General features: G+C 31.7%; 24 protein-coding genes. 18 read left to right on the top strand and 6 right to left on the bottom strand.

The genetic code is table 11. The features are described 5' to 3' along the window. The first annotated feature begins 45 nt into the window (after nucleotides 1–45). From thiL to ORI89_RS03585, 3 genes are all read left to right on the top strand, one after another. On the top strand, nucleotides 46–1,092 hold the full coding sequence (gene thiL / locus ORI89_RS03595) for a thiamine-phosphate kinase (RefSeq protein WP_268229056.1): 1,047 nt from the start codon (nucleotides 46–48) through the stop codon (nucleotides 1,090–1,092). 252 nt (nucleotides 1,093–1,344) lie between these two features. After that, a complete protein-coding gene (locus ORI89_RS03590; RefSeq protein ID WP_268229055.1) occupies nucleotides 1,345–3,264 on the top strand; it encodes an acetoacetate--CoA ligase in 1,920 nt (639 codons plus the stop codon). 71 nt (nucleotides 3,265–3,335) lie between these two features. Continuing rightward, nucleotides 3,336–4,106: a hypothetical protein gene (locus ORI89_RS03585; RefSeq protein ID WP_268229054.1), complete on the top strand. Its 771-nt coding sequence runs from the start codon at nucleotides 3,336–3,338 to the stop codon at nucleotides 4,104–4,106. A 40-nt stretch (nucleotides 4,107–4,146) separates the two neighbouring features. Here ORI89_RS03585 and ORI89_RS03580 read toward each other — a convergent pair whose 3' ends face one another. After that, on the bottom strand, nucleotides 4,147–5,754 hold the full coding sequence (locus ORI89_RS03580) for an acyl-CoA carboxylase subunit beta (RefSeq protein WP_268229053.1): 1,608 nt from the start codon (nucleotides 5,752–5,754) through the stop codon (nucleotides 4,147–4,149). Between the two features lie 122 nt (nucleotides 5,755–5,876). Between ORI89_RS03580 and ORI89_RS03575 the strand changes: the two genes are divergently transcribed. The 4 genes from ORI89_RS03575 (at nucleotide 5,877) to ORI89_RS03560 (ending at nucleotide 9,429) form a co-directional block, all read left to right on the top strand. Next, nucleotides 5,877–7,025 carry an acyl-CoA dehydrogenase family protein gene (locus tag ORI89_RS03575; protein ID WP_268229052.1) on the top strand — a complete coding sequence of 383 codons (1,149 nt, stop codon included), beginning with the start codon at nucleotides 5,877–5,879 and terminating at the stop codon, nucleotides 7,023–7,025. Beyond that, the gene (locus ORI89_RS03570; protein WP_268229051.1) at nucleotides 7,018–7,878 is read left to right on the top strand and encodes a hydroxymethylglutaryl-CoA lyase; all 861 of its coding nucleotides are present in this window, start codon (nucleotides 7,018–7,020) and stop codon (nucleotides 7,876–7,878) included. Before ORI89_RS03575 ends, ORI89_RS03570 begins: the two co-directional genes overlap by 8 nt. Continuing rightward, entirely contained in the window at nucleotides 7,871–8,584 is a 714-nt protein-coding gene (locus tag ORI89_RS03565) for an enoyl-CoA hydratase/isomerase family protein (protein WP_268229050.1), read from the top strand. Before ORI89_RS03570 ends, ORI89_RS03565 begins: the two co-directional genes overlap by 8 nt. 155 nt (nucleotides 8,585–8,739) lie before the next feature. Continuing rightward, nucleotides 8,740–9,429, top strand: a complete 690-nt coding sequence (locus tag ORI89_RS03560) for an outer membrane beta-barrel protein (RefSeq protein WP_268229049.1) — start codon at nucleotides 8,740–8,742, stop codon at nucleotides 9,427–9,429. Here the strand turns inward: ORI89_RS03560 and ORI89_RS03555 are convergent. After that, nucleotides 9,426–10,178: a segregation and condensation protein A gene (locus tag ORI89_RS03555; RefSeq protein WP_268229048.1), complete on the bottom strand. Its 753-nt coding sequence runs from the start codon at nucleotides 10,176–10,178 to the stop codon at nucleotides 9,426–9,428. The two genes, ORI89_RS03560 and ORI89_RS03555, sit on opposite strands and share 4 nt — an antisense overlap. Before the next feature lie 198 nt (nucleotides 10,179–10,376). Between ORI89_RS03555 and dxs the strand changes: the two genes are divergently transcribed. Both dxs and dnaA read left to right on the top strand, forming a co-directional pair. Then, nucleotides 10,377–12,305, top strand: coding sequence for a 1-deoxy-D-xylulose-5-phosphate synthase (dxs, locus tag ORI89_RS03550; protein ID WP_268229127.1), 1,929 nt, complete (start codon nucleotides 10,377–10,379; stop codon nucleotides 12,303–12,305). Between the two features lie 373 nt (nucleotides 12,306–12,678). Further along, complete coding sequence (gene dnaA / locus ORI89_RS03545) at nucleotides 12,679–14,106, top strand: chromosomal replication initiator protein DnaA (protein ID WP_268229047.1); 1,428 nt, start codon at nucleotides 12,679–12,681, stop codon at nucleotides 14,104–14,106. Nucleotides 14,107–14,199: 93 nt separating this feature from the next. On the opposite strand, the gene lpxK is transcribed toward dnaA, so the two are convergent. The 4 genes from lpxK to ORI89_RS03525 form a co-directional block, all read right to left on the bottom strand. Further along, nucleotides 14,200–15,231, bottom strand: coding sequence for a tetraacyldisaccharide 4'-kinase (lpxK, locus tag ORI89_RS03540; protein ID WP_268229046.1), 1,032 nt, complete (start codon nucleotides 15,229–15,231; stop codon nucleotides 14,200–14,202). Beyond that, nucleotides 15,231–15,695, bottom strand: a complete 465-nt coding sequence (locus tag ORI89_RS03535) for a gliding motility lipoprotein GldH (RefSeq protein ID WP_268229045.1) — start codon at nucleotides 15,693–15,695, stop codon at nucleotides 15,231–15,233. Before ORI89_RS03535 ends, lpxK begins: the two co-directional genes overlap by 1 nt. 24 nt (nucleotides 15,696–15,719) lie before the next feature. Beyond that, nucleotides 15,720–17,006, bottom strand: a complete 1,287-nt coding sequence (locus ORI89_RS03530; RefSeq protein WP_442800863.1) for a PSP1 domain-containing protein — start codon at nucleotides 17,004–17,006, stop codon at nucleotides 15,720–15,722. Nucleotides 17,007–17,106: 100 nt separating this feature from the next. Further along, entirely contained in the window at nucleotides 17,107–18,249 is a 1,143-nt protein-coding gene (locus tag ORI89_RS03525; RefSeq protein WP_268229043.1) for a DNA polymerase III subunit, read from the bottom strand. Between the two features lie 121 nt (nucleotides 18,250–18,370). Here ORI89_RS03525 and dnaN point away from each other — a divergent pair, with 121 nt between their 5' ends. From dnaN to ORI89_RS03480, 9 genes are all read left to right on the top strand, one after another. Beyond that, complete coding sequence (dnaN, locus tag ORI89_RS03520) at nucleotides 18,371–19,492, top strand: DNA polymerase III subunit beta (RefSeq protein WP_268229042.1); 1,122 nt, start codon at nucleotides 18,371–18,373, stop codon at nucleotides 19,490–19,492. Between the two features lie 10 nt (nucleotides 19,493–19,502). After that, nucleotides 19,503–20,156, top strand: a complete 654-nt coding sequence (locus tag ORI89_RS03515; protein WP_268229041.1) for a DedA family protein — start codon at nucleotides 19,503–19,505, stop codon at nucleotides 20,154–20,156. Between the two features lie 71 nt (nucleotides 20,157–20,227). Continuing rightward, complete coding sequence (locus ORI89_RS03510; protein ID WP_268229040.1) at nucleotides 20,228–20,818, top strand: CAP domain-containing protein; 591 nt, start codon at nucleotides 20,228–20,230, stop codon at nucleotides 20,816–20,818. A gap of 38 nt (nucleotides 20,819–20,856) precedes the next feature. Then, nucleotides 20,857–21,732 carry a YicC/YloC family endoribonuclease gene (locus tag ORI89_RS03505; RefSeq protein WP_268229039.1) on the top strand — a complete coding sequence of 292 codons (876 nt, stop codon included), beginning with the start codon at nucleotides 20,857–20,859 and terminating at the stop codon, nucleotides 21,730–21,732. A gap of 3 nt (nucleotides 21,733–21,735) precedes the next feature. Further along, complete coding sequence (gmk, locus tag ORI89_RS03500; RefSeq protein WP_268229038.1) at nucleotides 21,736–22,314, top strand: guanylate kinase; 579 nt, start codon at nucleotides 21,736–21,738, stop codon at nucleotides 22,312–22,314. Next, nucleotides 22,302–22,880, top strand: a complete 579-nt coding sequence (nadD, locus tag ORI89_RS03495; protein ID WP_268229037.1) for a nicotinate (nicotinamide) nucleotide adenylyltransferase — start codon at nucleotides 22,302–22,304, stop codon at nucleotides 22,878–22,880. The genes gmk and nadD overlap by 13 nt, the downstream gene beginning before the upstream one ends. 391 nt (nucleotides 22,881–23,271) lie before the next feature. After that, nucleotides 23,272–24,048 carry a 5'/3'-nucleotidase SurE gene (surE, locus tag ORI89_RS03490; RefSeq protein WP_268229036.1) on the top strand — a complete coding sequence of 259 codons (777 nt, stop codon included), beginning with the start codon at nucleotides 23,272–23,274 and terminating at the stop codon, nucleotides 24,046–24,048. A gap of 1 nt (nucleotide 24,049) precedes the next feature. Beyond that, a complete protein-coding gene (locus tag ORI89_RS03485) occupies nucleotides 24,050–24,301 on the top strand; it encodes a hypothetical protein (protein WP_268229035.1) in 252 nt (83 codons plus the stop codon). An 88-nt stretch (nucleotides 24,302–24,389) separates the two neighbouring features. Then, a complete protein-coding gene (locus ORI89_RS03480; RefSeq protein ID WP_268229034.1) occupies nucleotides 24,390–25,271 on the top strand; it encodes a 1,4-dihydroxy-6-naphthoate synthase in 882 nt (293 codons plus the stop codon). The last annotated feature ends 98 nt before the right edge of the window (nucleotides 25,272–25,369 follow it).

The raw sequence follows: 25,369 nt of genomic DNA, 5'->3' as shown, positions 1-25,369 counted from the left end.
TAGACAATAATATAGCCTTTTAATCATTACAATTAATATAAGACGATGTTCGATAATAAAGAAACTACCGATATCAATCAACTGGGGGAATTTGGTTTAATAGATTATTTGACTAAAGCAGTAGAGATCACTGAACCATCGACAGTAATGGGAATAGGGGATGATGCTGCAGTACTTGATTTTAAAAATAAAAAAACATTAATATCTACCGATCTTCTTTTAGAAGGAATACATTTTGATTTACGTTATGTTCCTTTAAAACATTTAGGTTATAAAGCTGTACAAGTAAACCTCAGTGATATTTATGCGATGAATGGTCGTGCTTCACAAATTACTTTTTCTATTGGTCTTTCTTCAAAATTTCCTTTGGAAGCGGTGGAGGAAATATATGAGGGAGCTTTAATTGCCTGTAAAAAATATAACGTTGATCTTGTAGGTGGCGATACTTCTGCTTCTGCTCAAGGATTAATAATATCTGTTACAAGTATAGGTTTTGCAGAAAATGAAAAAATAGCGTATCGTTCAACTGCAAAAGAAGGCGATTTATTGTGTGTGACAGGTGATCTGGGAGGTGCTTATGTTGGTTTACAGCTTTTAGAGCGTGAAAAACAGATTTTTTTAGAAAATCCAAGTATACAGCCTGATTTGGAAGGTAAAGATTATATTATTGAACGTCAACTAAAACCTGAATCAAGAAAAGATATTGTTGAACTTTTTGAAGCTTATAATATTATCCCTAATGCTATGATCGATGTTTCTGATGGTTTAGCATCAGAAATATTACATATTTGTAAGGCATCTAAAGTAGGATGTAAGCTATATGAAGAAAAACTTCCTATAGATCCAATGACTTATGAAACAGCTAGAGAATTTGGGCTTGATCCAACTGTATGTGCTTTAAGTGGGGGGGAAGATTATGAATTATTATTCACTGTTCCACAAGATCAATATGACAAGATTAAGAACCAATTAGATATAACAATTATCGGTTATATAACTGAAGAAAATGCAGGTTGTGAAATGATATCCAAATCAGGACATGTACATCCTATTACAGCTCAGGGATGGAATGCCTTTAAAAACAATCAATAAGAACGAATAAAAAAAAAAATTCTAAAAAAAGCCATCTATTAAAAATAAAATGGCTTTTTTTAGAATATTAATTTTGAATTATCTTTACACTAAATTATCTTATAATAGAGATAAGACATTATAAACACTCTAGAAATCCAAATTAAACTCAGTATGTAAATATAGTAATAGACAAAGGGTTTTGTTAAGCTAAATTTAGAAGAAGCTTTGATTTTTGTTATCTTGCTTTTTAGATAACCTTTTGTTTATATTATGGTAAAACCTATTTGGACTCCTTCAGATGATTATATTAAAGAATCACCACTTTATGATTATCAACAGTTTGTAGAATATAATTATAGACGTACTTTTTTAGATTATAATGCTTTATATGAGTGGTCTATTCATAATTTGAGTAGTTTTTGGAAAAGTATTTTTGAATATTTTAAAATCGATTATTCCGGTAAATTAGAAGAAGTATTAAAATATGATATAAATGCTTCTGATTTTATAGATACGAAGTGGTTTGAAGGAGTTTATTTAAGTTATAGCGAACATATTTTTAGAAATAAATTGAATGAAAATATAGCTCTTAAATTTGCTGATGAAAAAAATACATATGCAGAAATTACTTGGTCACAGCTTAAAGAAAAAGTATCTAAATTACAGCAATATCTAAAAGATAAGGGAGTTACTAAAGGGGATAGGGTAGTTGGAGTTTTAAATAATACAGCTGATACTATCGCTATTTTTTTAGCTGTTAATTCGATCGGAGCTATATGGTCTTGTTGCTCTCCAGATTTTGGAGATGTTAGTATTACGGAACGTTTTGAACAGATAAAACCTAAATTGCTATTTATTGAAACTACTTATCAATACAATGGTAAAAAATTTTCTAAAGTTTCTACTTTGAATCATTTAAAGGAATATATTACATCTTTTGAAGCTTATGTAGAAGTATATAGTTCGGAATGGAACAATATTTTAGAAAAATATAAAGAAAAATCTATACTTTTTGAGCGTGTGGCTTTTGATCATCCCATATGGATATTGTATTCTTCTGGTACAACAGGAAAACCTAAAGCTATTACACATAGTACCGGCGGAAATTTATTAGAACATTACAAAGCACTAGTTTTGCATCAAAATGTAATTTCTGGTGATAATTATCTCTGGTATAGTACAACCGGTTGGATGATGTGGAATTATGCTTTGTCGAGTTTGTTATGTGGAGCGACTTTATGTCTTTTTAATGGAGCTATACACCATAATAATCACCATAGTTTTTGGAATTTTGTGAAGAGATCTCATGTGGATCACCTTGGCGCTGGTGCATCTTATTTTTCTGCAATACATGATTTAAGTATAGAAAATTATTCACCTCGGGTAATTGGTTCAACAGGTTCTCCTTTACCAAGTGTTACTTTTAAGAATTTACAAGAAAAGTTTCCTGAGGTTCATATTATTTCTTTAAGCGGGGGTACAGATGTATGTAGTGCTTTTTTATCGGGTTGCTCTTTTTTACCCGTATATGCTGGAAAAATTCAGTGTCGGACATTAGGAGCTGATATCGTCGCGCTAGATGATAAGAATAGGGAAGTATATAATCAGGTTGGTGAACTAATTATAAAGCAACCTATGCCTTCTATGCCTATACACTTTTGGAATGATGAAGATAATAAAGCTTACAAAGAGAGTTATTTTAGTAATGTTCGACCAGGTGTATGGAGTCACGGTGATTGGATTAGTATATCTAATAAAGGTATTGAAATGTTTGGTAGATCTGATGCTACTTTGAATAGAGGAGGAGTAAGGATTGGTACAGCGGAAATTTATAATGCTGTAGAAAGTTTATCAATTGTTCAAGATAGTTTGGTTATTTCTATAGAAGATAAAAAAGGAGTTTCTTATATGTTCTTATTCATTCAGTTTAAAAATGAATTTTCTATAAATAGGGAAATGGAAGATCGAATAAAAAAAGTTCTTCGTAATTACTATAGTCCGAGACATGTACCTGATTATATTTTTCAAGTAGCAGAAATTCCGTATACATTAAGTGGAAAAAAATTAGAAATACCTATTAAAAAGATATTTATGGGTCATTCTAGTGAAGAGTCTATATCAAAAGATATTATGCGAAATCCAGAATGTTTACAAGAATATTTAAATATAAAAAATCAATATATTATATAAAATAATAAGTTTTTGTAGCAATTATCATTATACTATCGTATAAAATAAACTATTTTTAAATTTTAAAAACCATGAAAAAACCTATATCACCCTTTTATTTTTGTTTATTTTGCTCATTTATAATTTATTGTTTTAATAAAGCTCAGGCACAGGATAATAGTTTACAACATAAAAATTATGTTAAGGTAGAATTTATACCTATAGGCATTAGTGCTGATTTATCGAATAAAGGATCTCGTACAGATCGTTATCTTTTAGGTGGTAGACAGGATTTAGCTTATTCGGGAGCTTTACGAATCACACATTTATTTTCAAAAAAAATAGGTTGGTATGCAGGTTTGAAAATGGATTTTATAAAAGAAGAAAAATCACCTTATTATAATGCTTCTTTTGAAAATGAGGTTGGCGAATTCATTTCTAAGTTATTTTTTGGCGGTTATTTACCGGCTACAATAATAGATCTTGGGGCAGTTTATAGGATAGAAAAAAATAAATGGGATATACATCCTAGAATAGGATTTGGATATGGATTTTTTATACAAGATTTGGAATCAGATAAACAAAATAAATTAGAAGATGGTTCTACTATAAGAAATGTATATGAACAGAAGTCAGGGTCTGCTGTAGTGAATGTTGGATTAACAGCTAATTATTTTTTCACAAAGAAGAGTTTTGTATCATTAAATACAGGATTTAGACAGCCATTGAATAAATCGTACGGCCAGTATTCTACATTTGTTGATGATGTTTTAATAGACGATCGAATGTATAAAAGTTCTAGTTTAGGACGTGACTTTAGCTTATCGGTTGGTTATGGGTTCATAATAGGAAAACGTATATAATCTATTTAATAGATTATATACGTTATTATTAATAAGTTAGTTAAACCTGTATTACACCTACATTGTATTTAGGAATGCTTTCATTATGATTTGCTGCTTCTATCCCCATACTTATTATTTTCCTGGTTTCAGCAGGATCAATTACCCCATCTACCCATAAGCGACCGGCTGCATAATAAGGGCTTAATTGTTCATTATATTGTTGTTCTATTTTATCTAGTAGATTTTGCTTTTCTTCGTCTGATAAGTTAATATTTTTTGTTTTTAGAGCTCCTTCCTGGATTTGTAATAAAGTTTTACCTGCAGATGCACCACTCATCACAGCTATTTGTGCTGTAGGCCACGCATATATTAATCTGGGGTCGTAGGCTTTTCCACACATTGCATAATTTCCTGCTCCGTAGCTATTTCCTATTATAAATGTAAATTTAGGTACTACAGAATTAGCCATAGCGTTAACCATTTTAGCACCGTCTTTTATTATTCCACCATGCTCTGATCTGGAGCCTACCATGAAACCTGTAACATCTTGTAAAAAAACTAAAGGTATTTTTTGTTGATTGCAATTCATAATAAATCGAGCAGCTTTATCGGCTGAATCTGAATATATGACACCTCCCATTTGCATTTCTGTAATATTTCCTGGTTTTTTAGCTTTTACAATTTCTCGTTGATTGGCCACTATACCTACAGCCCAGCCGTCTACTCGTGCCAGCGCACAAATAATTGTTTTTCCGTAATCTTTTTTATATTCTTCAATGGATCCCTTATCGACTATAGCCTTAATGATTTCAAGCATATTATAAGGCTTGAGGCGATCTTGAGGAAGGTAGTTATATATAAAGGTAGGATCGTATTCGGGTAGGGTAGGAATTTTTCTGGAGAAAAGATTTTGTTTTGTTTTACCAAATTTATCTATAATATTACGTATAGCGTCTAAACAACTTTCATCATCCGGGTATTTATTATCCGTAACCCCTGATATTTCACTGTGCGTAACAGCACCGCCTAACGTTTCATTATCTACAATTTCACCTACAGAAGATTTAACAAGGTAAGAACCAGCTAAAAATACAGAACCAGTTTTTTCGACAATTAAAGCATAATCAGACATAATAGGTAAATATGCTCCTCCAGCTACACATGATCCCATAATAGCTGATATTTGAGGAATACCCATAGCTGATATTTTAGCATTATTTCTAAATACTCGTCCAAAATGTTCTTTGTCGGGAAAAATCTCATCTTGCATTGGAAGATAAACACCGGCCGAATCTACTAAATAAATTATCGGAATATTGTTTTCCATGGCTATCTCCTGAGCTCTTATATTTTTTTTAGCAGAGATAGGAAACCATGCGCCAGCTTTTACTGTAGCGTCATTAGAAACTATTATACATAATCTAGTTTGTATATAACCTAATACTATAACTACGCCAGCATTTGGACATCCACCGTGCTCTTCATATAGACCATCTCCAGCAAATTTACCAATTTCAAAATATGTTGTGTTTGGATCTAAAAGATACTGTATGCGTTCCCATGCAGTTAGTTTACCTTTATCTTTTTGTTTATCTAGTTTTTCAATTCCACCTCCTAGATAGAGTTTTTCTGTTTTTGACTTAAGTTGAGTCAGCAATTCTTGCATTTTCACTTTATTTAAAAACTTTGTAATTTATAAATGGTTATCGAAATGTAAATTGATAATATTTTAATATATGAATTGTTTTTTATATTTTTCACAAATCCATTGTAAACTTACAAAATAATATGTTACAAACACATCAAAATGAACAATTAGCTTTGGTACGTGAAAGTGCTAAACAATTTGCCCAAGAATTTATAAAACCTTATTTAATGGACTGGGACGAAAGGCAATATTTTCCTGTAGAATTATTTAAAAAAATGGGAGAATATGGTTTTATGGGGATTATTGTACCAGAACAATATAATGGTGCAGGACTTAGTTATCAAGAGTATATTACAATTTTAGATGAAATTTCTCAAGTATGTGGTTCTATTGGTTTATCAGTAGCTGCACATAATTCATTGTGTACAAATCATATTTTATCATTTGCTAATGAGGAACAGAAAAAAAAGTACTTGCCAAAATTAGCTACGGCGGAATGGATAGGTGCTTGGGGACTTACAGAGACAGGATCAGGATCAGATGCTGGAGGGCTTGCTACTACAGCTGTAAGAGATGGAGACTACTATATTATTAATGGTTCTAAAACTTTTATTACACATGCAATAAGCGGTGATGTTGCAGTTGTTATGGTTAGAACAGGAAAGAAAGGAGATAAAAGGGCTGTAACTGCATTTATAATAGAAAAGGATACACCAGGATTTACTGCAGGGGAAAAAATTAATAAATTGGGTATGCGAGCATCCGAAACTGCAAGTTTATTTTTTGATAATTGTAGAGTACATAAAGATCAGGTAATAGGTGTTGAAGGAGAAGGATTTATACAAGCGTTAAAGCTATTAGACGGAGGACGTATATCTATTGCAGCTTTATCCTTAGGTATAGCAAGAGGGGCTTATAATTGTGCATTACGCTATGCTAACGAAAGAGAACAGTTTGAAGAAAAAATATTTAATTTTCAGGATGTGGGTTTTAAACTAGCAGATTTAGCTACTAAAATTGATGCTTCTGAATTATTAATTAGACGCGCAGGAGAATTAAAAGATCATAATAAAAAAGTAACCAAAGAAGGGGCAATGGCAAAATTATATGCTTCTGAGGTAGCAGTTGAAGTTGCTAATGAAAGTGTACAAATACATGGAGGTTATGGTTTTACAAAAGATTTTCCAGCAGAAAAATTCTTTAGAGATGCTAAACTATGCACTATAGGTGAGGGGACTAGTGCTATACAGAAAATGGTTATAGCTAGAGAAATACAGAAAGATGCATAACAAAGAAAAAATAAGATTAGTTGATTGTCCAAGGGATGCGATTCAAGGAATACATACCTTTATTCCTACTTATAAAAAGATAGAACATATTAATAATTTAATAAATAGTGATTTATTTGATTATGTTGATTTTGGAAGTTTTGTGTCGCCTAAGGTCGTTCCCCAATTGAGGGATACAGAAGAAGTATTAGAAAGTATAATTGATAAGAGAAATACTGAATTAATTGCCATTATTGCAAACGAAAAAGGAGTTGAAATAGGAAGTAAGTACGCTAAAATAGATTATTTGGGTTATCCTTTTTCTATATCAGATACTTTTCAGAAACGTAATACAAATAGAAGTATTGATGGTGCATTTGAAACAGTTCGTAATTGTCAAGATATTTTATCAGGAAAAACACATACTAAGTTAATGATTTATATTTCTATGGCATTTGGTAATCCTTACGGCGATGATTGGCATCCCGATATGGTAACATCATGGATTGAAAAATTAATTGGTGAAGGTGTATCTAAATTTTCTCTTGCAGATACGACTTCAGAGGCAACTGTAAAACAAATAGAGCTTGTCTTTAATAGTGTTAAAAAAAGCTTTCCAACTATCGAATTAAGTATACATTTACACAGTAGAATAGATAATGCAGCTAATAAAATAGAGGCGGCTTATATGTCAGGTTGTCGAATATTTGAGGGAGCCCTTATGGGATACGGAGGATGTCCTTTTGCTAAGGATGATCTAGTGGGTAATATTCCTACTGAATTATTGTTGGAGAGGTATAAACAGCCAGAAGAATTGTCTATAGTACCTGATTTATTGAAATCCTTTCAGAAATTGATTAGTAATGATGTATAATTTTATAAAAACAAGTGTTGAAAATGCTATTTTCACGATCATCTTGAATAGACCGGAAAAAAGAAATGCTTTTACACCTACCATGGTCAATGAAATAGCTCATGCTGTATCAATTGCTAATGCTAACGAGTCGGTAAAGCTGATTGTTTTTAAAGCTGAAGGACCTGTTTTTTGTGCGGGAATGGATTTAAATGTTTTTAAAAACCATAGTTTAGATACTTTTAATCCGGCTATTAAACAAGAAAATATTTCGTTAGGTAAAGTGATGGAAAAACTTCAAAAACCATCTATTGCTTTGTTAGAAGGAGATGTTATAGCAGGAGGTTTTTTATTGATTGCAAATTGCACATATGTTTTTAGTAGCAAAAATGTTCGCTTTAGGCTTCCTGAACTAGAAATAGGTATTTTTCCTTTTCAAGTAATGGCGAGTTTACTAAATATTATGCCTAAAAAACAAATGATTCAGCTTTGCTTAGAAACAGATTATTTTTCAGTGGATAAAGCTATTGAAGTTGGTTTAGTTGATGGTTATTTGGAAGATATAGATCTTAATACTATATATAAACGTTTTATGAATTTTGATAGTAAAGCTCTAATGGCTGGACTTTTTGCGGCAAAAGAACTTGCTCATATAAAGAAGGAAGATCATTATGACTTTTTGTTAAAAAGTCTTCATAAATTAAAGAAACAAACAAATTTTAAGTAGGAATTTAGTCTATTGTAAAAAATAGAACGAAATTAGGTACCTTTATGCTAATAATTATGTTGACCAGCTATTAATTTGTGAAATTCTCATGTTTCTTAAAAGTAAAATATGGATGAGAATTCTATATGATAAAAAAAGATCGACTACAAAATCATATGAAAAATCTAAGTACATTAACTTTATTTTTTTTATTTTTCACATTTAAAAGTGCTTTTTCTCAAGTTTTCTGGAAAGGAGAAGTTGGTTTTAATTATTCAAATATTAGGGTGAAGGATGAACTAGGTAAAGCTATTGATTCTGAGTTTGTAGCGGGAATACATTTAGGCGTTGGTATTCGTTTGCCTTTATGGAAGCAAATAAGCTTAGAATCTGGTATTATTTATAGTGAACGCGGATTTAAAGAAAACGGTAAATCAAAAATAGGTTGGGGCGAGAACTTTAGAGCACAAGTGTCTTATTTGTTTCTTCCTGTAGATTTAGTTTATTCCATACCTGTTCATTCGAGTTCGATACAAATCGGTGTCGGTCCATATCTAGGTATGGGGCTTAGTGGGCGATGGAAAACTTCAGATACAGTATTGCTCGGGAATGGAATAGTAGTTGATAGGGGAAATGTATCTTTCAAGAAAAATAAAGGTACATCAGAGGATGGGGAAAATATATATGCAAAACCTTTTGATTATGGTTTGACTTTTAAACTAGGTTATGCTTTACATAACAAATATGCTTTTTCTCTTGCTACACAGCGAGGTTTAGCAAATTTAGAACCGGAAAGAGGGGGAAATAAGCGTGAAAATAATATTAAAAATCAGTCTTTTACTTTGATTTTTGGGTATATATTTTAATTTAAATCTGTTTTCTTTTCAACCCAAAAACTATTATAACCCGTTCCAATTTGAATTTCGAGCAATCGTTGTTGAAGCATTTCCAAAATAGCTAAAAAGTTAAAAACAAATTGAACTTTGTTTTCGGAGTTTTTTACAATCTGTTGGAAATCCAATTTATTATTTATAGCAATTAATTCAGATATAATCTTTTTTTGTTGTTCTATTGTATATGGAAATTTAACAACAGTATGTGTTACTTCTTTTATACGGTGTGTAAAACTAAACATCAATTTTTCATACACAAGCAGCAATTTATATAGATCAAAAGACGCAAGATGTTCTTCTGTTCTATCTTTATTGCGTGCTAATTGATTATCATAATTTAAATTTCCCCGGGTATGCAAATAACTTCTATTTTTTTCTAAAATACGTAGATCTTCACAGATATCCCTATATTGCTTGTATAAAATAAGTTTTTGTGTTAGTTCTTTTTTAAGATCTATTTCGTTTTCTTCTTCATCTAAATTATGTCTAGGTAAGAGCATCTTGGCCTTAATCCGCATTAAGGTCGAAGCAACAAATATAAATTCACTGGCTAATTCAATGTTTAAGGATTGCATTTTTTGGATATAATCCAAAAAATCGTCTGTTATTTTTGAAATAGGAATATCGTGAATGTTTAGTTCATCTCTTTCTATAAAGAACAATAACAAGTCAAAAGGACCTTCAAATTGTTCGAGTTTTATTTCGTAAGCTTCAGTCTGCATAGATTATTACAAAAATAAGAAAATAACTAAGTCTTACATTAAACTTTTATTTAGATATATTGTTCTGTACTTTAGTGAATAAGTCGTTAATTTGTATCTCATTTATATACTATATAAAATATGGAGTACTCATGTGTGCTTAAATTTTAAACACACATGAGTATTCCATATGATCATAGAAAAACAAATAATACATATATGAAAATAGAGGCTGGTCCGCTGTTACAAAACATAAATTTTCCTGCTGATCTTAGAAAATTAAAAACTAATGAGTTGGAAGAGGTGTGTAATGAACTTCGGCAATATATAATTGATATTGTTTCTGTTAATGGGGGACATTTTGCAGCAAGTTTGGGAGTTGTTGAATTGACAGTTGCATTACATTATGTTTTGAATACACCTTATGATCAATTAATTTTTGATGTCGGACATCAGGCTTATGGACATAAAATTTTGACAGGTCGTCGTGATAAATTTCATACTAATAGAATTTTAGGTGGTATTTCTGGTTTTCCAAAAAGAGAAGAAAGTGAATATGATGCTTTTGGTGTGGGGCATTCATCTACTTCTATATCTGCAGCATTAGGAATGGCTGTAGCATCCGAATATAAAGGAGAAAAAGATAAACAACATGTAGCTATTATAGGGGATGGTGCATTAACTGGGGGAATGGCATTCGAAGCATTAAATCACGCAGGTATTGAAAAATCTAATTTATTAGTGATTTTGAATGATAACTGTATGTCTATAGATCCTAATGTCGGAGCCATGAAGGAATATTTAACAAGCATCACTACTTCGAAAAGTTATAATAAATTTAGAGATGAATTAATTTCTGTTTTAGCAAAAATATCTAAAAATGGACCTGATGCTTATGGTTGGGCTAAAAAATTAGAACAAAGTATAAAGGGAACTCTATTAAAAAATGCTAATTTATTTGAATCTCTTAATTTTAGATATTTTGGACCTGTAGATGGACATGATGTTGTAAAACTAGCTAAAACATTAGAAGATTTAAAACATATACCAGGACCAAAATTATTACACGTAGTAACTGTTAAAGGGAAAGGTTATGCTTTAGCCGAAAAAGATCAAACCACTTGGCATGCTCCGGGTCTTTTTGATAAAATAACAGGAGAAATTAAAAAGTCTAGTTCCGATAAGCCTAAACCTCCAAAGTATCAAGACGTTTTTGGACATACTTTAGTTGAATTAGCAGAGGCTAATGATAAGATTATGGGAATAACGCCAGCTATGCCTTCGGGATCATCATTAAATATTATGATGAAGGCTATGCCTGATCGTGCTTTTGATGTGGGAATAGCAGAGCAACATGCTGTTACTTTTAGTGCCGGATTAGCCACCCAGGGTTTGGTTCCATTTTGTACTATTTATTCAACTTTTATGCAAAGGGCTTATGATCAGGTTATACATGATGTAGCTTTGCAAAACCTCAATGTTGTTTTTTGTTTAGATCGTGCAGGTGTAGTTGGGGCTGATGGTCCGACGCACCATGGAGCATATGATATTTCGTATATGCGTTGTATTCCTAATCTGGTTGTTTCGGCTCCTATGAATGAGGAAGAGTTAAGAAATCTAATGTTTACTGCTCAGAAACCTAATAAAGGGCCCTTTGTTATACGCTATCCGAGAGGAAATGGTGTTATGGTAGATTGGCGTAGACCTTTTAAGGAAATTGAAATTGGTAAAGGTAGAAAATTAGTTGAAGGAGAAGAATTGGCTATTTTAAGTTTTGGAGCAATAGGTAATGAAGCTACTAAGGCTATACAAAAGCTAAACCAAGAGGGTATTCACCCAGCACATTATGATTTACGTTTTGCAAAACCACTAGATCAAGAATTGTTACATGAGGTATTTAAAAAATATAAAAAGATAATTACTTTGGAAGATGGCAGTATTATTGGAGGTATAGGTTCAGCTGTTTTAGAATTTATGTCCGATCATAATTATACTGCAGAGATTATAAGATTGGGTATTCCTGATAAAGTAATTGATCATGGTGAACAATCTGAATTATGGAATATAGCTGGTTATGATGAAAAATCTATAATTTCGACTGTCGAAAAATTAGTGAAGGGAATCAAAACTAATTCAATGGTCTCTTAGTACTCTTTTTTACTTAAAGATACTAAAGGGGAATTTTTTCATATTTTCCCCTTTTTTATGCTTCTTGAATTCCGTATATTTAAAGACAGAAAAATAGAAATAATTTTCCACATCAATTCTAAAAAAGAATAAATTAAGCCGAAAAACGAAGTTAAATATTAGAGAAAAGTATAAGTGTTGATAAATATAAAACAATCGATATTTTTAACTTTTTATTTAAAATAAATAACGTAAATGGTTGATATTGAGTTGTTTTTATGTTATTTCATATTTTAGTTTTTTAGCTCAATTATTTTTATCATCTTCGTCTTGAGAGAAAGTTATAAACAATTTTTTGTCAAATATTGGTTTTCAAGTTATTAACAATTTAAGAATGGAAAAAACGTGTGTAAGTGTTTGGAATAGCTGTCTGCAGATAATAAAAGACAATATACCTGCGCAAAGTTTTAAGACCTGGTTTGAGCCAGTGAAAGCGATAGGTCTAAATGGGAACGTTTTAACTATTCAGGTACCGTCTGTCTTTTTTTACGAGTGGTTGGAAGAGCACTACGTTGGAATTTTACGTAAAACAATTAAGAAATTTTTAGGCGAACAGGGTCGTTTAGAATATAATATTATTGTTGATAAATCATCAACTAATATTCCATATACGACAAATATTCCATCAAACGGAAATGGAGCTGAAGGAAAAAAACAATCTATACCCGTACCGGTTGCATTAAATAAAAATATTAAGAATCCTTTTGTAATTCCAGGATTAAAAAAGCTAGAAGTAGATCCTCAGCTTAATCATAGTTATACATTTGATAACTTTATAGAAGGAGAGTGTAATCGTTTAGCACGTTCAGCTGGTTTTGCTGTAGCTAATAAGCCGGGAGGTACTTCTTTTAACCCATTGATGATATATGGGGATGTAGGCTTGGGTAAAACGCATTTGGCGCAAGCTATTGGTAATGAGGTAAAGAAAAATTTACCTGATAAATTGGTGATTTATGTTTCTTGTGAGAAATTTTGTCAACAGTTTGTTGATTCTTTGAAGAATAATACAATTAATGATTTTGTTAATTTTTACCAAGCAATGGATGTAATCATTATGGATGACGTTCATAACTTTGCTGGAAAAGAAAAAACGCAAGATATATTTTTCCATATATTTAATCATTTACATCAATCTAGTAAACAAGTTATTTTGACTTCTGATAAAGCCCCTAAAGATTTATCAGGATTAGAAGAAAGATTACTTAGCCGATTTAAATGGGGGTTGTCAGCCGATATCCAAGCCCCTGATTTGGAAACGCGGATGGCTATTCTTAAGAAAAAGATGTATTCAGATGGTATAGAATTACCTGAGAATGTAGTGGAATATGTAGCCACTCAAATAGATAATAGTGTGCGTGAATTGGAAGGAGCTATGGTATCTTTATTGGCGCAGTCTACTCTTAACAAGAAAGAAATAGATCTTAATCTGGCTAAATCTATGTTGAAGAATTTTGTTAAGAATACGCATAAAGAGATATCAATGGAATATATACAGAAATTAGTCTGTGAATATTTTGAGGTTCCTATTGAAATGGTAAAATCTAAAGTACGTAAACGTGAGATTGTACAGGCACGTCAGATATCTATGTATCTAGCAAAAAACTATACTAAATCATCACTCAAGACTATAGGTAACTTTTTTGGAGGTAGAGACCACTCTACTGTAATTTATGCATGCCAGACTGTAGAGGATTTGATTGAAACAGATAAAAAATTTAAAACCTATGTACAGGATATACAAAAGAAATTAAAAACTACATAGATTTAAAACGTTTGATTTTGAATGTTAGAAGAGCGAAACTTACTTAGATTTCGCTCTTTTTATTTAGAAAAACACATTGAATAAGAGAATTATCTATTGGTCTAAGAAAGCTTTTTTTATCAGGCTGTTAAATTCTTCTGATTGATTAAAAAGTATATTTTGTTGTATAGGAATATAGTATGTAGGAAGTTTTAATACAAAATCTTGTGGTAGGCGTTGGATATCTTTTTCGGTTGTTATGATAATTTTTTTGGATGGTAAGTTATCAAATAAGTGTTCGATTTTTAAAAGGTCTTTTTCTGAAAAAACATGATGATCAGGGAACTTTATAGTTGTGATACTTTTTACTTTTTCTACTAAATACTCATAAAGTGGTGCAGGATTAGCAATTCCTGTTAGTAATATAGCATGATACTCCAAAAAAAAGCGAATATCTGTTTCTTGTTTTGAAGAAGTTAAAAGAGTTTGATAAGTTATCTCTGAAAAAAAAATAGGGGCATCGCTATGTTTTTTTAAACGATTGACTATGTTTTTTTTTGTAACTTCATTTATTTCTGAAGGACTCTTTGTAACAACAATAATATCGGCTCTTTTACTTTCGAGAAGTGTATCTCTAAAATTCCCTGTTGGTAAGGTAATAATAGGTTTGTTTAAAGAATAATAATCGAAAAGAAGAATTGAAAAAGTGGGTTTTAATTTTCTATGCTGATAGGCATCATCTAATAATACAGCATCGGTTTTATTCTTTATTTTCTCTATTGCATGTACTCTATTTTCACATACGACAACCGTATTTTCTTTAAATTTTCGTTTTATTTGTAAGGGTTCGTCCCCAACATTAATAGCTTCGTCCGTTTCATGTACATAGCGAAATCCTTTTGTTTTTCTACCATAACCTCTGCTTAAGACAGTGACTTTGATCAAGGGATTAACTATATGTAGTATATGTTCAACCATTGGACTCTTTCCGGTTCCACCAAGAGCTAGATTTCCTATAACAACAATTGGTAAATCAAATGATTTACTTTTTAATAGGTTTAAATCATATAATTTATTTCTAGACCACGTTATTATTGAATAGATAATAGAAAATGGGATTAATAGATAACGGATAAGTCTTAACATTATTTTTTTATAATCTTTAAGCCAACATCGCTAATGTTTTTTAAAGGATTATCACGCATGTTCTGTTCTATAGTAAAAGTATATGTACCTGTATCAGGGAAAATAAAATTCTCTATAGCTTTGAATTCAGTATTTAAAAGGCTTCCAGCACTAGTACCTAACCAACGACCGTCTAATTCGGCGAGTTTGATCTCATGTCTATGGGTTGTATCTTTTACTTTATTACCTGATTGGTGTAGTAAAATAAATAAATTAGAGTAATTATATTCAGGTGTGTGGCGTATACTTACATAAACATCATATTTAGTTTTTGAATCACGAATATCAACATTGAATTTAACCGGAGTAGAATAACTCCATGTTCTATTATTGATAGGCTTATTTACATCGTAAAAACTAGTCTGATCACATGATGTGAAAAGAATAAAAGTAAAAAGTAAATTATGTATATGTTTTTTTTTCACTTTAAGACCCTACGGATTTATTAATTAAGATTCACCTTTATTACCTTCTGATGTTCTATTTTTATTCCGATTCCTATTATTATACCTTCTTTTTGGTTTGTTTTCATTAACTGTCTTTAGTTCTTCTTTATTGACAGTTTTTGTAATATTATGATCTTTATTATTATTTGTTGTTTTTGTGTTTTTTCTATTTACTTGTTTCGGAGTTGCTTCGTTTTTTATTGATTTAACTTCTAAAATACCTTCTGCTTTTGGTTTTGATTTTCTTCTTTTTTTTCTTTTATTTTTATCGTCTAATCTTGTTAAAGAATCCTGACCAACTACATTTTCATAATCATAAGAAATTGGTTTTATAACCTCAGGAGGTGTATAAGCGCTTGCTAAATCTTGTATTTTTCTTCCTTCTTTATTGGTTTCAGCATATTCTTTTACTTTATCTATTTCTACAGGAATCCAATTTTCTACACCTTGGTATGAATACCACATTACCTTTTTGAAAATATCGGTTTTCTGTAAAAATGCTGTTCCAGCTTCTGTATCTAGACGCTCAACATTGGTAGGTATGTATTTTAGTGCATCCATATAACTATCTAATTCATAGTTTAGACAACACTTTAGTTTACCACACTGACCTGCAAGTTTTAATGTATTTAAAGAAAGATTTTGATAACGAGCAGCTGAAGTTGATACCGTTTTAAAATCTGTTAACCAAGTAGAACAACAAAGTTCTCGGCCACAGGAACCAATTCCGCCAAGGCGACTTGCTTCTTGACGCATACCAATTTGACGCATTTCTATTCGAATACGAAAACTTTCAGCCATACGCTTAATAAGTTCTCTAAAATCGACACGACCTTCAGCTGTATAATAAAATGTTGCTTTAGTTTTATCTCCTTGGTAATCTACATCTGAAATTTTCATAGATAAACCTAAGTCCAAAGCAAGTTTTCTTGCTTTGTGCATCGTTTCCCACTCTAGTTCTTTGGCAGCATCAAATTTTTGTACATCCGTTTCGGTTGCTTTGCGATATATTTTTTTTTCTACCGATTCTAGTTTTATGTTATTTTTCTTTAACTGAAGGCGTACTAATTCACCTGTTAAAGATACATGTCCGATATCATATCCGCCTGTAGAAGGCTCGACTGCAACCATCTCTCCCATTTCGAGATAAAGGTTGTCTGTATTAATATAAAAATCCTTTCGTGATCCTTTGAATCTTACTTCTACAATATTGAAAGGTTTATAATTAGAAGGCAAATCCATGTCAGATAGCCAATCGTATACGTCTAATTTATTACATCCGCTGGTCATGCATGAGCCATTATTTTGGCAACCTGCAGGGGTACTTCCAGTAGTATTACTACCGCACCCACCTCCGGATGAGCAACTGCCACATCCCATATTTTTTCTTTTATATATATTGTGTCCCTTGAGGGATCGTTTGATACTTAAAAATTAAAACTAATTGTAAAGATAAATCTAAAAATAAAATTTTTGGATTCGCATTGCGTTCTATTTTGTAATGAGTTTTTTCTAATAGTTCTATTGCAGATTCTATTTGTTCTAAACTAAAGATTTCACTAAACCTGTTTACAAAATTTAATTCTTCACCTTGTAAAAGTACTAAATTTTGTAATTGTTGTTGCACCAGAATAATTTGACGCAACATATTTACGCTGTAAATTATAAAATTTTTTTGGTTTTCTCGGCCTAATTTAGGAAAGTCTTCTTCCGTGTATTTTATAATGTTTAATCCGGAGTCAGTTACAATGATGCGTAACCAATTTATTAATAAATCAAAATATGGATTTGCGTTTTCATGTGTTAGTTTTATTGCTTTCTGCATATTGCCATCTGCTATAAAAGCTATTTCTTCAGAACGCTCAGGAGACATGTTTTTATGTTGTTCTAAATATTCTTTTATTTCATCTGGGGACAACTTGTCTATTTTGACTAGTTGTGTTCTAGAAATAATAGTATTTAGTATTTTGTCTGCATTCTCAGCAACTAGTATAAAAAGTGTTTTTGCTGGTGGTTCTTCGATAAGTTTTAATAAAGCATTGCCTTGAATGTCTAGATATTCAGGTAGCCACATAATTAAAACTTTATATTCTGCTTCAAAAGCTTTATAGCTTAATTTCTTGATAATATTGTGTGCTTCGGCAATATTTATATTTGCTTGTTTATTTTCTGCGTCTAAATTTTGTCGCCAAAAATCCAGGTCCATATATGGATTAGACAGAAAAGCTTTTCGCCAATCTTCTAAATAGTTTGTTGCTAAATCATCTTTTCCATTTGCAAAAAAAGGGTAGGAGAAGTGAAGATCTGGATGTATTAATTTTTGATATTTATTACAGGAGTTGCAAACACCACAACTATCGTCATTTTTTTTGTTTTCGCAGTTAATATATTGTGCATACGCAACAGCCAGAGCTAAACTACCTGAGCTTTCTGGTCCAAGGAACAATTGGGCATGGCTAACACGATTGCTTTTGACTGTTTGAAGCAAGTGTTTTTTTATATTTTGATTGCCTATAATATCTTTGAACTGCATATTTAATTTATACAAATGTACAAATTAAATAAGTTGTGGTAGGAATTAAAGAAGGTTAGAGTTTATTAAATGTAGAATCTTTTCTGTAATATTGCATATAAAAATCTATAAAATTCAGGAAATGAGATTTATTGTATCCACGTCAATTTTATTAAAGCAATTACAGGCTATAAGCGGAGCATCTAGTAGTAGTACAGTACTACCTATCCTTGAGAACTTTTTATTTGAGATCAAAGATAACTTGTTAACTATATCAGCTACTGACTTGCAAACTAGCATGGTTACTTCTTTACAGATAGAAGCTAAAGAAGAGGGAAAAGTAGCTATGCCTTCAAAAATTTTGATTGAAACATTGAAAACACTTCCTGACCAACCGGTAGCGTTTTCCGTAGATACAACTACGTTAGCTATTGAAATCAGTGCAGGTGATGGAAAGTATAAATTGAGTGGCGAGAACGCTGATGATTTTCCCAAGATACCAACTGTTGAAAATGTTTCTACTGTAAATTTGGATGCGTCTATTTTATCAGAAGCTATTAATAAGACAATTTTTGCAGTTAGCAATGATGAGTTAAGGCCGGCGATGTCTGGTGTGTTAGTTCAATTGGCCGAACAAAGTGTGACTTTTGTATCAACAGATGCTCATAAATTGGTGCGTTACCGCCGTACAGATATAAGTTGTGACAAACCTACATCACTTATCTTACCCAAGAAAGCATTAACTTTATTAAAATCGTCTCTTCCTTCTGATGATAGCGTTGTATCTATTGAGTATAATAATACAAATGCTTTCTTTCAGTTTGGAACAATTCATTTGATATGCCGGTTGATTGATGAACGTTATCCAGATTATGAGGCTGTTATTCCGCCTGTTAATCCGAATAAATTGACAGTTGATCGTTTATTGTTCTTAAATACCTTGCGTCGTGTTGTTATTTTTGCTAATAAAACTACACATCAAGTAAGATTAAAAATATCAGGAAGTGAATTAAATATTTCTGCAGAGGATTTAGATTTTTCTAATGAAGCGCATGAACGGCTTAGCTGTCAGTTTGAGGGGCAAGATATGGAAATTGGGTTTAACGCTAAGTTTTTGGTAGAGATGCTGAATAATTTAAACTGTTCAGAAGTTGTTATTGAAATGAGTACCCCGAATAGGGCAGGGCTGTTGATTCCAGCTGTTAAAGAAGATAATGAAGACATCCTTATGTTGGTTATGCCTGTGATGTTGAACAATAGCTAGTATCTTTGTTTTGGAATTAATATATTCTTTGGTGGACTTTGTCTTACATATAGACAAACACCTTGTAGAAATAGTAAATGATTATCAAACGTGGACATATTTGATTCTATTTTTGATTGTTTTTGCTGAAACGGGTTTAGTTGTTACTCCTTTTTTACCAGGAGATTCTTTGCTTTTTGCGACAGGCGCTATTATAGCAAAACCGGAAACTGATTTAAACATTTTCGTAATGTGGGGTTTATTGCTGATAGCGGGAATAATCGGTGATATGGTTAATTATCACATCGGTCAATATATAGGGCCTAAAGCATTTAGCGGAAAGTATAAGTTTTTGAAGAAGGAATATCTTGATAAAACGGAGCGTTTTTATGATAAGTACGGAGGTAAAACTATTATATATGCACGTTTCGTACCAATAATAAGGACTTTTGCTCCTTTTGTAGCAGGTGTGGGTACTATGTCCTACAAAAGTTTTGCTTTTTATAATGTAATCGGTGCAATTTTGTGGGTGACATCATTTTTATTTATTGGTTATTATTTTGGAGGATTACCAATTATAAAAGAAAATTTCACACTCGTTATATTTGCTATTATAGTGCTTTCCATGTTGCCACCTATTATTGAAATCATTAAAGAAAAATACAGTAAAAAAAAGGAAGCTTAAGGCTTCCTTTTTCTTTTTTATACCTATCCTTAATTTTATAGGGTTATTTTTAAAATAATAGATTTCATTATATGCGTTTCGTTTATTTGTTTTTATTAGTCTTGCTTAGTCAAGTGGTTTTTGCTCAGAAAAAACAGGTGTCTATTGATAAAAAAGAAGCAAAGGAGGCTTATTCTTACATTAATTCTTTTCGAAAAAAACCAGAATACTTTAGTAAAGAGTTAAATGTGAATTTCGATGTATCCAAAGTTAGTGTCACACAATTAAAATGGAATGATAACTTAGCTAAAGTTGCTGAATTCAGGGCTAAAGATATGGCTAATAGGGATTATTTTGAACATATTACGCCAGAAGGGATAGGACCAAACTATTATATTAATAAGGCAGGATATTCCTTAAACGTTGATTGGCTGAAAGATATAAAGGCTAATAATTTCGAATCTATAGCTGCAAATCATGCCACTGCAGTTGATGCTATAAAAGCATTTATAATAGGGAATAACTCACCAGGTTTTATGCATAGAAAGCATATTTTAGGAATGGACAGTTGGTATGGGTCGTTATATGATATAGGAATCGGGTTTGCTAAAATACAGGAAGGGTCTGCCTATAAAACTTATTTGTGTGTGCTAATAGCAAAGCATGATTGGGAGAGTAAATAAAGGTTTAACTATTGTAGTTAGATTTTATACATTTGCATATGATAAAATCAATGACAGGCTATGGTATTGCTTCCCAAGAGAATGGGAAGGTTAAATATACCGTGGAGTTGAAATCTCTAAATTCAAAATTTCTAGAACTTAATCTTCGTTTACCAAAAACTGTTTCTGATAAAGAGTTTGCCATTAGATCCGAGTCAAGTAAATTATTAGAAAGGGGTAAAGTCATTATTACCGTTAGTGTTGAACATGTAGACTTAACAGCTAATGCTTCTGATATTAATGGTGAATTGTTAAAAAAGTATTACCAACAACTTAAGAGTATAGCTACGCAATTAGGAGAAGATAAAGCACCTCTATTCGAATTGTCGTTGAATATGCCAGAAGTGGTTACTTCGAATGATGATGCTATTGATGATGAAGAAGGTAAAATAGTTATGGAGGCTTTTTATAAAGCTGTGGAGCTTTTTAATAATTTTAGAGTAGATGAAGGTCAGGTTCTAAAAGCAGATCTAGAAAGGAGAGTCGAGCTTATTTTATCTTATTTATCAGAAGTGGAAGAAAAAGAAGGAAGTCGTATTCCTTTGATTCGCGAAAGGTTAAATACTTATTTAGATAATGCGATCGGCAAAGAAAATGTCGATATGAATAGATTTGAACAAGAAATAGTGTTTTATATAGATAAGTTAGACATTACTGAAGAAAAAGTTAGGCTAAGCAGTCATTGTAATTATTTTATTCAGGCATTAAATGCCACAGATTCTAACGGTAAAAAATTAGGGTTTATTTCTCAAGAGATGGGAAGAGAAATAAATACATTGGGATCCAAAGCTAATGATGCAACTATACAGCAAATAGTTGTACGCATGAAAGAAGAATTGGAAAAAATAAAAGAACAATTATTAAATGTATTGTAAAGTATGAAAGGTAAGCTTATTATATTTTCCGCACCTTCAGGAGCAGGTAAGACAACTATAGTAAACCGATTATTAGCTTCACATAATGATAAATTGGCATTTTCCATATCTGCTAGTACTCGTGAACCAAGATTGGGTGAAGTGGATGGAAGAGATTATTATTTTATTGGTAAAGAGGACTTCTTACATAAAATAGCCAATCAGGAATTTATTGAGTTTGAAGAGGTTTATTCCGGTACTTTTTATGGTACTTTAAAAAGCGAGGTAGACCGTATATGGGCATCGGGTAAATCAGTTATATTTGATATTGATGTGGTAGGAGGACAGCGACTAAAATCAAAATTTCCGGAGGAAGCACTTTCTATATTTGTGAACCCGCCATCTTTGGAAGTACTGAAAGAGCGTTTGATAGGACGTGGGACTGACTCGGAAGAAAAATTGAAAGAGCGTTTTGCAAAAGCTGAAATAGAACTTAAAGAGGCTGATAAGTTTGATGTCATTATTAATAATATTGATTTAGAAGAAGCTTGTCAAGAAGCTGAACAAATTGTTTTAGATTTTCTAAATAAATGCAAAAAATAATAGGTTTATTTTTTGGTTCTTTTAACCCGGTTCATGTGGGGCATTTGATTATTGCAAACTACATGGTGAACTATACCGATTTAGATGAGGTATGGTTTGTTGTATCCCCTCAGAACCCTTTTAAAGAAAAGAAAAGTTTAGGTAATATGTACGATCGCTTAGAAATGGTGAATCTAGCAATAGAAGGAGAAGATAAATTGCGCGTATCCGATATTGAATTTGGTTTGCCTAAGCCGTCTTATACCATTGATACATTAATACATTTAAAAGAACGTTTCCCAAAATATAGCTTTGTACTTATAATGGGTGAAGATAATTTGATGAATTTTCATAAATGGAAAAATTCAGAAGTTATTTTAAGAGATTATCGTATTATTGTTTATCCGCGGCCAGGTTATAAAGGGGGGAAACTTGTAAAACACCCATCAGTCACTTTAACAGATACGCCGAATATGGAATTATCTTCTACATTTTTACGAAAAGCAATAAGAGAGAAAAAAAACATTCGATATTTTACACCTGACAAGGTAATTGATTTTATTGATAAAAAGGGTTTATATCTGTAGATATAAACCCTTTTTACTTGAAAGATCTCATTTGAAAGATTTTTGAGCGTATTTTTTGATTAGGATTTATTCAAAGTGTGCTTGTTTATTAAATCTTTATTTTAAGAAACTTTTTAGATAAATATGTTTGATACAAGTAGGTTTTTATTATTTTTTTCAAGTGATGTGAATCAAAACAATTTTCTTTTTGTTGTGTTTTATAGGTAAAAGTAAATATAAGGAGAGAGTTGTGGATAAGTTGGCAATGAAGGGTAAATGGATCGAGTGGAAGATTAGAATAAAGCAAGAGAAGAAGTAGTAGATTGGTTAAAAAGTTTAGGGTAGTTAATATTCTAAACGAATACGGAGGCGTTAGATTTTTCTAACGCCTTCTTTTTTTATAAATTCGCATATGACAAAAGATAAGCCAACGATTCTAGTTGTTAACGATGATGGCATTACAGCTCCAGGTATTAAGGTTTTACTAGAAGAAATGCAGAAAATCGGACGTGTAGTCGTTGTTGCACCAGATAGTCCGCAGTCAGGCATGGGGCACGCTATAACTATAGGAAGACCTTTGCGTTTAGATAAGATTGATATATATGAAGATGTAGAAATGTATAAGTGTTCTGGAACGCCTGTGGATTGCGTTAAGTTGGCTGTTCATAAAATATTTAAAGGAAAGAAACCAGATCTTTGTGTTTCAGGGGTTAACCATGGTTTAAACTATTCGATTAATATTTTATACTCAGGAACTATGTCTGCTGCAGTAGAGGGGGCTATTGAAGATATCCCTTCTATTGGTTTTTCATTGGATGATTTTTCTCATCAAGCAGATTTTTCACACTGTCGACCTTATATACGAGCTATTGCAAGTCAGGTTCTAGAGAATGGGTTACAGAAAGGAACATTGTTAAATGTTAATTTTCCTCATATTAACAAAGAAATAAAAGGTATTAAAATTTGTCGGCAAGCAACTGCTAAATGGTTTGAAGAATTTGATGAAAGAGAGGATCCATATAAACGTGAATATTTTTGGATGACTGGTAAGTTTAAATTATTGGATCGCGGGGAAGATACCGATGTGTATGCTTTAACACATGGTTATGTTTCGGTTGTGCCCACTCAATTTGATATGACAGCTCATTATGCGATAACAGAATTAAACTCCTGGTCTTTTGATATATAGTATGAAGAATGATCTTTTTATAGGTGCTATATTAGGCTTTTTTTTCCCACTGATCTCTTACTTATTGCAAGAAAAGTTGGGACTTATTTTTTTGGATGAAAAACCTTTTGCACTTTATTGGATAGCTATTGCAATAAATTTGGTCTTTCTTCGTGTTACGTATAAAAAAAGTGTTAACAGACCAATTTTAGGAAATGGAGTTTTGTTAGCTACTTTTCTGTCTATGTTAATGTTGTTATATAAAATTATTTAGCGTTGTCAGTGTTTTTAAATGAACAGTTGTTCAGGTTAGCTAGTAGAATTATATAATGGATTTATTAAACGATTAAAACAATCATTTGATGAAAATATCACTAGGTTTTTCACCTTGTCCAAACGATACCTTTATTTTTGATGCTCTGATTCATAATAAAATAGATACGCAAGGTTTAGAGTTTGTAGTAGCGTATCACGATGTAGAAACATTAAACTCTAAGGCTTTTCAGGCTGACTTAGATGTCACAAAATTAAGCTACCATGCTTTTGCATACGCTGTAAATAATTATGAGTTATTAGATGCTGGATCAGCATTAGGTTTTGGGGTTGGGCCGATTCTTATTAGTAAGAATAAAGAATTAGCTGAACGCATCCAAGGTTTTTTGAGGGGTGAAACTGTTTTGAGCAATGAGGATAGAAATTTAAAAATAGCTATTCCGGGAAAATTTACAACAGCAAATTTCTTATTAAGTCTAGCTTTACCACAGTTAACGCACCGTGAACCTGTTGTATTTTCAGAAATAGAGCAAGTGTTGCTTGATGATGAGGTTGATTTAGGGCTAATTATACACGAAAATCGGTTTACTTACGAGTCTAAAGGTTTATATAAGGTTGTTGACTTAGGGAATTATTGGGAGAGAAAAACAGGTTATCCAATTCCCTTAGGGGGAATTGTCGTAAAGCGATCCATGTCAGATGAATTGAAAAATAAAATTAATAGACTTGTCGGCGACAGTGTTCGTTATGCTTTTTCAAATCCAAAGTCAGGATTAGATTATATTCGTTCTCATGCACAGGAAATGAGTGAAGAAGTAATGTATAAACATATTGAGCTATATGTAAATAAGTATAGTGAGTGTTTGGGGGATGAAGGGAAAGAGGCTGTTCAATTTATGTTTGATGAAGCAAAACGTTTGAAAATTATTCCTGATCGGAGGGTATGTCTATTTTTAACGACAACAAATTAATATTCACTTTTGATATTAAAAGGTCTCGTGGAGTAAAAAAATAACCTGCAATCCTGTAAGTTATCATATGTAATAAGTAAATTTGCCCGATTAGTGTC

Source organism: Sphingobacterium sp. UT-1RO-CII-1 (assembly GCF_026711005.1).
GTDB lineage: Bacteria > Bacteroidota > Bacteroidia > Sphingobacteriales > Sphingobacteriaceae > Sphingobacterium.
The sequence above is the reverse complement of the archived record's forward strand: the minus strand, read 5'-3'. Positions and strand labels throughout refer to the sequence as shown.